Origin of the sequence: Actinomadura sp. KC216, from assembly GCF_004348535.1 — a bacterium.
Taxonomy (GTDB): domain Bacteria; phylum Actinomycetota; class Actinomycetes; order Streptosporangiales; family Streptosporangiaceae; genus Spirillospora.
Window position 1 is genome coordinate 1 of sequence record NZ_SMJX01000316.1, and the last position, 9,339, is coordinate 9,339.

The 9,339-nt window shown below is 69.1% G+C and carries 13 protein-coding genes and 1 tRNA gene; 6 read left to right on the plus strand and 8 right to left on the minus strand.

The annotated features are described in order from the left end of the window. Nucleotides 1–386 (minus strand): VOC family protein (locus E1264_RS34895; protein WP_132180498.1); only part of this gene is annotated, 386 nt, incomplete at its 3' end. A 134-nt stretch (nt 387–520) separates the two neighbouring features. Between E1264_RS34895 and E1264_RS34900 the strand changes: the two genes are divergently transcribed. Then, nucleotides 521–727, plus strand: coding sequence for a hypothetical protein (locus tag E1264_RS34900; RefSeq protein ID WP_132180500.1), 207 nt, complete (start codon nt 521–523; stop codon nt 725–727). Nucleotides 728–849: 122 nt separating this feature from the next. Here E1264_RS34900 and E1264_RS43985 read toward each other — a convergent pair whose 3' ends face one another. From E1264_RS43985 to E1264_RS34915, 4 genes are all read right to left on the minus strand, one after another. Continuing rightward, nucleotides 850–1,008 carry a hypothetical protein gene (locus E1264_RS43985; RefSeq protein WP_165964539.1) on the minus strand — a complete coding sequence of 53 codons (159 nt, stop codon included), beginning with the start codon at nt 1,006–1,008 and terminating at the stop codon, nt 850–852. 74 nt (nt 1,009–1,082) lie between these two features. Then, a tRNA-Ala gene (locus E1264_RS34905) sits at nt 1,083–1,155 on the minus strand. 118 nt (nt 1,156–1,273) lie between these two features. Then, a complete protein-coding gene (locus E1264_RS34910; RefSeq protein ID WP_132180501.1) occupies nt 1,274–1,837 on the minus strand; it encodes a hypothetical protein in 564 nt (187 codons plus the stop codon). Next, nucleotides 1,834–2,130 carry a hypothetical protein gene (locus E1264_RS34915; RefSeq protein ID WP_132180503.1) on the minus strand — a complete coding sequence of 99 codons (297 nt, stop codon included), beginning with the start codon at nt 2,128–2,130 and terminating at the stop codon, nt 1,834–1,836. Before E1264_RS34915 ends, E1264_RS34910 begins: the two co-directional genes overlap by 4 nt. 199 nt (nt 2,131–2,329) lie before the next feature. Between E1264_RS34915 and E1264_RS34920 the strand changes: the two genes are divergently transcribed. Both E1264_RS34920 and E1264_RS34925 read left to right on the plus strand, forming a co-directional pair. Next, a complete protein-coding gene (locus E1264_RS34920; RefSeq protein WP_165964540.1) occupies nt 2,330–3,538 on the plus strand; it encodes a helix-turn-helix transcriptional regulator in 1,209 nt (402 codons plus the stop codon). Further along, nucleotides 3,535–3,843: a 4a-hydroxytetrahydrobiopterin dehydratase gene (locus E1264_RS34925; RefSeq protein WP_132180507.1), complete on the plus strand. Its 309-nt coding sequence runs from the start codon at nt 3,535–3,537 to the stop codon at nt 3,841–3,843. Before E1264_RS34920 ends, E1264_RS34925 begins: the two co-directional genes overlap by 4 nt. Nucleotides 3,844–3,907: 64 nt before the next feature. On the opposite strand, the gene E1264_RS34930 is transcribed toward E1264_RS34925, so the two are convergent. The 3 genes from E1264_RS34930 to E1264_RS45660 form a co-directional block, all read right to left on the minus strand. Next, nucleotides 3,908–4,210 carry a hypothetical protein gene (locus E1264_RS34930; RefSeq protein WP_132180509.1) on the minus strand — a complete coding sequence of 101 codons (303 nt, stop codon included), beginning with the start codon at nt 4,208–4,210 and terminating at the stop codon, nt 3,908–3,910. A gap of 169 nt (nt 4,211–4,379) precedes the next feature. Next, nucleotides 4,380–5,096 (minus strand): HAD family hydrolase, encoded by a 717-nt coding sequence (locus tag E1264_RS34935; RefSeq protein ID WP_132180511.1) that lies wholly within the window; start codon nt 5,094–5,096, stop codon nt 4,380–4,382. An 89-nt stretch (nt 5,097–5,185) separates the two neighbouring features. Then, entirely contained in the window at nt 5,186–5,305 is a 120-nt protein-coding gene (locus E1264_RS45660; protein ID WP_211342807.1) for a DLW-39 family protein, read from the minus strand. A 231-nt stretch (nt 5,306–5,536) separates the two neighbouring features. Between E1264_RS45660 and E1264_RS34940 the strand changes: the two genes are divergently transcribed. The 3 genes from E1264_RS34940 (at nt 5,537) to E1264_RS34955 (ending at nt 9,008) form a co-directional block, all read left to right on the plus strand. Beyond that, nucleotides 5,537–5,746: a hypothetical protein gene (locus E1264_RS34940; protein ID WP_132180513.1), complete on the plus strand. Its 210-nt coding sequence runs from the start codon at nt 5,537–5,539 to the stop codon at nt 5,744–5,746. A gap of 504 nt (nt 5,747–6,250) precedes the next feature. After that, on the plus strand, nt 6,251–7,036 hold the full coding sequence (locus tag E1264_RS34950; RefSeq protein ID WP_132180517.1) for an SDR family NAD(P)-dependent oxidoreductase: 786 nt from the start codon (nt 6,251–6,253) through the stop codon (nt 7,034–7,036). Nucleotides 7,037–7,202: 166 nt separating this feature from the next. Further along, the gene (locus E1264_RS34955) at nt 7,203–9,008 is read left to right on the plus strand and encodes a M64 family metallopeptidase (protein ID WP_132180519.1); all 1,806 of its coding nucleotides are present in this window, start codon (nt 7,203–7,205) and stop codon (nt 9,006–9,008) included. The last annotated feature ends 331 nt before the right edge of the window (nt 9,009–9,339 follow it).

Below are 9,339 nucleotides of genomic sequence, written 5' to 3' on the forward strand. Positions count from 1 at the left end.
GCCCCGACGCCTCCGGTCAGATAGTCGGCCCTCCCCTCGTCGTCGAGCTCGAACGAGCCTTTGGGGATGATGCAGAACTCGTTTCCGTCGGGATCGGCCATGACGAGGAAACCTCCGGGGTCGTACTCGGTCAGCCGCCGTCCGCCCAGCGCCTCGACCCTGGCCTGTTCGGCAGCCGGATCGTCCGACTCGAGATCCAGGTGGAGCCGGTTCTTCCCGGCTTTGGAGCCGTCCGTGCGCTGGAAGCCGATGCCGAGCCCGTTCCTGCGCTCGAGCCATACATAAGGCCCGGAGCGTCCCACCACCGGCCGGTCGAGCAGCTCGCTCCAGAAGGCGGCCAGCCGATCCGGATCAGCGGAGTCGACGATCACGCTGTTGATATCCATGACTCCAACTTGCCCAGCAAGAGACCAACACACCAACGACGGACCGCGCAGCCGCGGAGCGGCCGTCCAAGGGCATCAGCTTCCCACCAGGGCGGATTTGTGGACGATGACCGCCTCTGGCTACCGTCCTGCACGTGAACGCCCTGATCGCGGCGATCTGGTTCATCTTCAGTGGCCTCTGCCTCGTCGTCGCCTGCCTGGCCTGGCTCCGCGCCCTCAACCTGCTGACCGGCCGCACCGCGCAGGGCATTCCGCGCTGGCTGGGCGCACTGGCAGTGGTCCCGCTGACGTTGCCGGGCATCGCCGGACTCTGGTTCGCCGTCGGCACCCTCGCAGACTGACCGTCCACCCCCGCCATCGAAGCCCTTGAAGGACGACCCCGAAAACATCATCGCGCTGACCAACACCTATGAACCGGCATAGGTGACCCTGTGGATAACCAAGTTGGTCCAGAGCCGATCCCCTACCAGCGGTCCCACATGATGACGAACGTCGTCACGATAGAACCCAAGGTGGCGACGTCGGCGATGCTGACCAGCAGGTCACGGAACCGCTGCGGCGCCGGTGCGTCCTCATACTCGTAATAGATGAGGAAGCGGGGTCGGGAAGATCGTCGGCGCATGCCCGTTCGACGGCCAGCCCACGGGCTGAGGTGTCAGCCCCGCCGGTTGTGGCCATGATCAACGGACGCGAGTGTGGAGCCTAGGGGATTCGAACCCCTGACACCCGGCTTGCAAAGCCGGTGCTCTACCAACTGAGCTAAGGCCCCTTGATCTCCTGTTGTTTACCTGCGGAAACACCGAATCGGCGTTCCGAACGTCGATCGTACACCGTGAGGACAGCACAGGCTTTCCGGACGGGCCGGGCCAGTGAGCATCGGCACCCGGCTACCCCCCTCTGGAGGTCTGATGCAAGCCGAAGTCATCCAGTTCGACCCGTCCCGCCGCCGCGGAAGGGGACGCGCGAAGCCCACGCCGAAACCCGCCGAGCAGACACCGCCCGGGCTGCCGATCATGGCCGCATGGGACTCGTGGCGCCTGGCGCTCCAAGCCCGCGACCGCTCCGACCGGACGATCGACACCTACGGATACGTCGTCCGCCGCTTCGCCGCATGGCTCCGCGACGAAACAGCCTGCGCGTGCCACGAACACACCGACGACGACCAGGCCCCGACGTGCCAGGCCGGGGCGGAGTTCAAGCGCCCCGACTTCGACATCGGGGCGCCCGGCGTCGAGCACGTCACCACCGTCCATGTCCGCCGCTACCTCATCCACGTCCGCCGCCGGAACCTTGGCCTGTACGAGGTACCGGTCGTCGACCATCGCCCACCAAAGACCGGTGTAGGCGCCGAACCATGCGAGCGCGCCGAACCGGCGCATCATCTCCTTGGCTGCGGCGGCGCGCGCCTGCATGATGGTCCGCGGGTCGCGCGTGTATCTCGGCGCGCTCACCGGACGCACCCCCCGGGCACGGGGGCCTCGCTCACCGCAGGGGCGTCGCGCCTGGCCTCGATCTCCTCCGCCGCGGCGAGCATCTCGCGGAGACGCTCCTCCGACTCGGCGCGGATCCAAGCAAAGCATCCGCGGACCGGGCCCCGGAACGGACGCCGCGCCGCCTCCCACGGCGTCAGATTCACGTACAGCTCGTACCGGAACGACCACTCGGGGAAGTCCTTGAGCAGCCGCGCGAGACGCGCGTCGAGGTCCGATGGTGGCCCGCTGGTCGGGTTCGATACGTTGCCCATAGCCGGACTCCGTTTCCGGTCAGGCCCCGGAACCACCGGCGTTCGCCCGCCGGCCGGGGCCGTCTTCGTGTCCTGTGACACCTTTCAACCACCACACGACCGCGTCCGGCGTTAGCTTGGTAGGGGCTGCCTGCTGCCAAGACGTGCAGGCAGCATGTGGCAGCGGGTCAACCCGGGGCGAAACGGGCGGGGCGATGCGATGACGTTCGGCGAGAAGCTCCGCGCGCTGATAGCCGAGCGCGGCATCAGCCAGCGGAAGCTAGCCAAGCTCGTCCCATGCGACAACGGGTACCTGTCGCGGGTCGCCCGCGGTGAACGCTTCCCATCCGTAGCCCTCGCCGAGCGGCTCGACGAGATCCTCGACGCCGGCGGCCAGCTCGCTGCGCTCCGGCCCGCCTCCCGGCCATCGCCGCCCCTCCGTCGTCGCGGGGTGCTGCGGGCGGGGGTAACTGCGATCACGCCAGACATCGGCCACCATGGGCCCGTGGCGCCCGAGCTCGCCGACTACTTCGCCGAGCAGCTCGCGGGGCACTACCGCGCCGACCGCTACCTCGGCCCGCTCCGCCTCATGCCCGCCGCCGCACAATACGGCCTGCTCTGCGACCTGGCCAACGGAGCCCAAGCGCCGCTGCGTCCGCGGCTATGGTCCCTGGCCGCCGGGTACGCTGCGTTCCTCGGGTGGCTCTACCAGGACGGCGGCGACCTCGACCAGTCCGCGCACTGGCACGACGTCATGCTCGAACGCGCGCACCGCTCCCACGACCCGCAGCTCGTCGCGTTCGCGCTTCACAACAAGGCGATGCTGCTCGCCGACTTCGGAGACGGGCCCGGCGTCCTCGACCTGACCAGCGCTGCGCTCGTCCACTCCGCAGCGCTCACGCCGAAGGTGCGGGTGCTGGTGCTGCAGCAGGCCGCGCACGGCGTCTCCCTCACCGCCGCCGCAGCGGATGACGACGCTGCCCGTGCCGAAGCGGCCGACGAGTGCGCCCGGCTCCTCGACGAGGCCGCCGCCGTGGTCGAGGAGGTGGACGACGAATACCCGTGGGGCAGCGCATGCCGCACTGCCCACTACCTCGACATCCAGTACGCCACGTGCCTGACCCGCCTCGGCCGCGCCGACGAGGCCCTGACCGTGTGGGAGCGGATCATGCCCGCGCTGGTCGAGGGTGGGGCGCGTCGGGACGTCGGGGTGTTCTGGGCGCGGCAGGCTCACGCATACGCGATACGGCGTGAACCTGAGCAGGCCGTGGCCGTCGCCGGCGAGGTCATCGGCGCAGCCGAGGAGACCGGCTCAGCGCGGATGCGGTGGGAGTTGCAGGCGCTCGCCCAGCGCATGAGACCGTGGGCCAGGGAGCGGCCTGGACGGCGGCTTACCGAAATGCTCGCCACGCTGGGAGGAGACACGTGAGTTTAAGGACGCCCCTCGATGCTGGGCAGGTCGCCGAGCGGCTCGCCGCAACCGGATGGGCCGGGGACACCCGGGAGATTCACAGGACGTTCGCAGTCGAGTACGACGACGCAATGCGGATTGTTGCCGAGGTCGCCGTCGCAGCAATCGAGCTGGAGCACCGTCCGGATATCGATATTCGCTGGGATCGGCTGCGGTTCTCGATGACGACGCACACGGCCGGGGATGTGGTGACCGAGCTCGACTTCGCGACAGCGGAACGGATCAACGCGATTGCGGCCAAGCACGGCGCCGAGCCGGTCTAGCCTGGCCAGGCGATGCACCGGCGCCCCGTCCCTTTGGACGGGGCGTCAGTCTTTCCGGCAGCGGTTACAGGTAGCCGGCCGCGCCTGCGAGGATGATCGCCGCCGCGGCGACGGCGCACACCGCCCCGTACCGCATCATGTCGCGGAGACACCCGAGCCAGATCACCGACGGCGCAACATAGTGCGGCGGGCGCGGCGGTACGGGCTCCTCGTAGTAATGCAGGTAGCCGGTCGCGGCGTGGCCGCGCATGATCTCGGCGAACGTTTCAGGGTCGCCGCCGGATGCCTTCCAGGCGGCTTTGCGGGCGCGGTGGCGGGCGCCGAGCCGGGCGAAGTGGCGGGCCCGGGAGAGGTCGGGGTCGTGCATCTCGTCTCCGCTCCGGAGACGAGGAACCGCTCATTCTTACAGCACCGGCTTGTTTGAATACCGTTCCCGGCGACCTCGGCATATCGCTAGGCGTACACCGTTTGAGCTGGGAGTAGTGCAAAGCCGGTGCTCTACCAACTGAGCTAAGGCCCCTTGAGCGGGGACCAGCCTACCTGTGGTCGGCGGTCATCGTGTCATCGACGGTGGCGGGGAGGATGAGTCCGGGGAGGGCGGCGACACTGGGCAGGATGTGGGTGGCACCAGCGGCGAGGAGGCGGTCACGGTCGTGGGCGCCGGTGAGGACTCCCGCGACGATGGACGCGCCGGAGCGGCGCCCGGTGAGCATGTCGTTGGCGGTGTCGCCGCAGACGGCGATGTGGCGGACGTCGTCCACGCCGAGGTGGAGCGCTGCGGTGAGAACGAGGTCGGGCCACGGGCGGCCGCGGGGGACATCCGCCGGGCAGAGGGTCAGGTCGACGCGGTCCCACCAGCCGAGGGTGTCGATGATGCGCGCCTGCGTGCTGCGGCCGAAGCCGGTGAGAAGGCAGACGCGGATTCCAGCGGTGCGGATGCTCAGAAGAGCGTCGTCGGCGCCGGGGACGGGCTCCAGTCCACGGCGGTCGACGAGATCGTCGTAGGAGCGTCCGAACGCCAGGTTCGCCGCCTGGGCGCGGTCCTCGTCGAACAAGGAGCGGAAGATGGCGAGTTTCGAGCCGCCGCGCGATTCGTGGAACCGGGCCAGGGCACGGTCGTACGCCGCCGTGCCAGAGACGATCCCCAGGGTGGCGATCGCCTCGGCGAAGGCGGTGCGGACGGTGTCACCGTCCGCGACAGTGGTCCCGGCGAGATCGAGGCAGGCGACGGTGATCGGGGCTGCTTCGTTCACGCCGGGGACCTTATCGCCTGCGTCGGTGAACACCTCTCATCCCCGCCCGCGCCGGTCTTGCCTCCGCGGACGGGCGGGATGAGAAATGCTCAGTTGTCGGACGACGTGGCCTCGGTCCACAGGTCCAGCTCGGCACGGTCCTGCTGAAGCCGGCGCCAGACAGCGAAGCCACCGAGCGCCACGACGGCCAGAATGAGCAGTTTCTTCACGGTGGGACCCCTTCACCTCGACTATTCAGTCAAACCCTGGGGGACCTCACATCAGCGACTGCTTCCCCCAGGCTCTCCGCAGCCTAGCAACCGTTCCCGGGCGGTCCGCACCCCCTCACCGGTATCGGACCGGCCGTCCAAATTCTGGTGCGGATGCCCTCACCCCCGCGCCATCTCGCCGGGCCGCCCGGACCGCCGCATAATCCGGGGTGACGACCCTCGGGAGAGCCGATGGCAGAGGACGACTTCCGCCGCTGGGAGCGCGAGTTCGATTCTGGCGTGCCGGACGACGAACCGTCCGGGGCCCGAGGCCTGGTCCTGGCGGCCGGAATGACCGCGACGGGCTGCGCCGCGATGATCGCGCTGGGCGAGGTCGTCATCGGCTCCGCCGGCCTGGTGCTGTCGTCGGTCATCCTGCTGCTATGGCGAATCGGCCTGTGACCCAGCGCCTCCGAGCCCCGCCACAAGACCAGGCACCCCTCTCCACACTTCCGGCTCATCCATCCACACATCCGCCGCGTCCGCCCACACATCCGCTCCATCCGCCCGCGCGCCTCCGAGCCACGCACCCGCGCATCCGGCGTATCCCTCCGCCCATGGAGGCGGCCCGGCCGCGCGTCCGAGCCGCCCGCCAGCACATATAGGTCGCCCGCCCGCGCATTCAGGCTGTCCGGCAGCGCCTCCGGCAACGCATCCGCACAAATGGGCCTGTCCGCCCGCATGTCCAGCCGTCCGGCTGCGCCTCCGGGCCGCCCGGCTGGACATCCGAGTCGCTCATCCGCCCGGCCGGGGCTCTCGTCCCCCGGCCGGGCTGTCCGGCCGTGCAGTCGGGCCGTCCGCCTCTGCGAGTCGGGCGGGTGCGGTGGTGTGGCCGGGGTGAGCACGGCGGCGCAGGGGGAGGTGAAGCAAGGTGAAGAGTGCTCACGTATGCGGGATCATCGCGGGATGGACCTGCGCGGAGCGGACGTTCTGCTGGCCGGTGCGAGTGGCGGGATCGGGCGGGCGGTCGCGGTGGCGCTCGCGGGGCGCGGGGCGCGGCTCGTCCTGACAGGGCGGCGGGTGGACGTCCTGGAACCGCTGGCCGAGCAGCTCGGTGGCGGCGCCCGGGTCATCGCCGCCGATCTGGCGGACCGCTCGGCGGGCGAACGGCTTCTGGCCGAGGCGGACCCGGTGGACGTGCTCGTCGCGAACGCGGCGCTGCCCGCGTCCGGACTCCTGGCCGACGAGATCGACCGGGCGCTCGATGTGAACCTGCGGGCGCCGAGCATGATGGCGAAGCTCGCGAGCGCGCAGATGGCCGAGAGTGGCCGCGGGCATCTGGTGTTCGTGTCTTCGCTGTCCGAGAAGACGGCGTCCGGGAACGCGTCCCTCTATAACGCGACGAAGTTCGGTATGCGCGGGTTCGCTCTGGCGCTGCGCGAGGACCTGCGGCCGCACGGCGTCGGCGTGTCGACGATCTTCCCGGGATTCATCCGGGACGCGGGCATGTTCGCCGAAACCGGCGTCACGCTGCCGCGCGGCGTCGGCACCCGGTCACCGGAGGACGTGCCGCGGGCGACCGTCCGGACCATCGAGCGGAACGTCGCCGAGATCGACGTGGCGCCGCTCGGGCTGCGGCTCGGGGCCAGGTTCAGCGGGCTCGCGCCCGTCCTGTCCTCGGCGGTGCAGCGGCGCGCGGGCGGGGCGCGGGTTTCGCGGGGCCTGGCGGACGGTCAGCGCAGAAAGCGGTAGCGACAAATCCGGATCTTCAGGCGATAATCCGGAAAAGTCCCGCTTGATCAGCGATCGACGTTCAGCAGTCGGCGAGCGGCGGTCAGCGGCGGGCGGGACGAGTCGGGCGCAGCGTCCCCCGGGCGGCCCTCGCCTGCCGCGTGCGCCGCCGCGAGGAGGTCTGCGCATGTGGACGGGTAGGACGACGGCGATCGGGGCGGCGGTCGTGACCGTCCTGTCCTTGTCCGGGGTCAACGCGCGGGCAGCCGACCGGGCGGCCGACCCTGCGGACGCGACGGTGGTTCCGGTCCAGATCACCGGTGATCCCGCAAAGCGCTTCAACCTCGTGATCCTCGGGGACGGTTACACCCCGACGGACATGCCCAAGTTCCGCGCCCACTACGCCGAGCACCTCAACGACCTGTGGACGATCGAGCCGTTCAAGTCGTATCGCAGCTACATCAACGTGTACGCGGTCGAGACCCCGTCCGGTGAGTCTGGGGTGAGCTGCGACCCGTCGCTGTCGTCCCCACGCCGCACCACTCCGCTGAGCATGGCGTTCTGGAGCGGCTGCCGGGAGGACGGCGTCCAGCGGCTTCTCGTCATGAACTCTGCGGCGGCCAAGACGTACGCCGACCTCGTTCCAGGGACGACCCAAGCGAACCGGCAGATCCTCGCGCTCGCCAACAGCGACACCTACGGCGGTGCAGGCGGCGCCTATGCGACGGCCTCGGGTGGCAACGCGATGTCGGCTCTCATAGCGCCGCACGAGCTCGGCCACTCGCTGGGTGGACTGGACGACGAGTACGACTACTACCAGCGGGGTGTTCCTGGCGGGACGTACAGCGGTCCCGAGCCCGACTCCATCCACCACACGCTCATGACCGAGCAGGAGATGGAGACGCAGAAGAAGAAGTGGTGGCGGTGGCTCGGTGAACGAAGCGAGTCCGGAGGAACCATAGGACGGTACGAGGGCGGCCTCTATTTCAGTAAGGGAGTGTGGAGGCCGAGCCAGCACTCGATGATGAAAACGCTGGGCTACTACTTCGACCAGGTGTCGCGCGAACGGATGACGCAGCAAATCTCAGCCAAGGTCAACCTCATCCAGGCCCACACTCCAACGACCGCTCCAGTTGGGGACGACCGTGTGCTGTGGGTCGAGACGATGCATCCGTCCGGACACCAGTTGTCCGTCACCTGGACGGTCGACGGGAAGACCATGGCGAAGGGCGCCAACCTCGATCTGTCGCAGCTGCACTTGAAGGAGGGCACGCACACCGTTCAAGCGAGGGTCACCGACCCGACCGACTTCGTCCGTGACCCGGTCATACGCTCGTCGCCCGCACTCACCCAAGTGCGCACGTGGACGGTCGACACCAGTGTGACGACCCCGCCGGAGAACGTGCCTGTCGATTTCAGCTCGTCCACGCCGACCGACAAGCCTGTCGGCGGCGAGTCGGTCGTGTACGTGGAAACGACACATCCGGTACAGAGCATCCCGACCGTCCGCTGGGAACTGGATGGGCGACGTGTACGCGGCGGCGACCGGGACATCGATCTCGCACGGTTCCGCTTGTCCAAGGGCACGCATCAGCTAGTCGCACGCGTCGGTTCCAAGAGCCGGACGTGGACGATCGATGCCCAGGGCCCAACGGTGAAGTACGAACTGTCGAAGGCGACACAGAGCCGGACCCGCCCAGGCCGCACGCCCGAGTACGTCTTCGACGGCCCGTTCACCATGCGCCTGACCGGCGCAGACGACCGCGCGGGTGTCGTGGTCTCCGAGTTCCGTGTCGACGGGGATGGCTGGTTCAACTACTTCGGCTGGCCGACCGACTCGTCCGCCCCATGGCTGTTCACGGAGAACGGCACCGTCATCGACAGCCTCACCTACGGCAAGCTAGGCAAAGGCCGACACACCATCGAATACCGGGCCATCGACCCGGCCGGCAACATCGGCAAGCCAGGCAAGTTCATCGTCACCCTCCGCTGACCACACCCACCGATAATCGCCGAGGACCAACACGTCCACCAAATACACCGACCCCCCAAACCCTTCTCGCTGCCCCCCGCAGGGCGCCGTCGCCCGACCACCTCCTGTGCTCCAGGTGGACTGGATGACCTGATGCTCGCTCGGGTCACGCGGTGTGCCCCGACGACAGGCAGTTGGGCAACACGATCGTTGCGTTCGATCTGGCTGAGCTGCAACGACAAACGAGACGCGGCCCCGCACCGCTGCCACGCACCGCGCTACCCACACACCGCCCCCAGCGTCCGACACCCGATTCCCGGCACCCGATCCTCGGTGTCCGACGCCCTGCGCC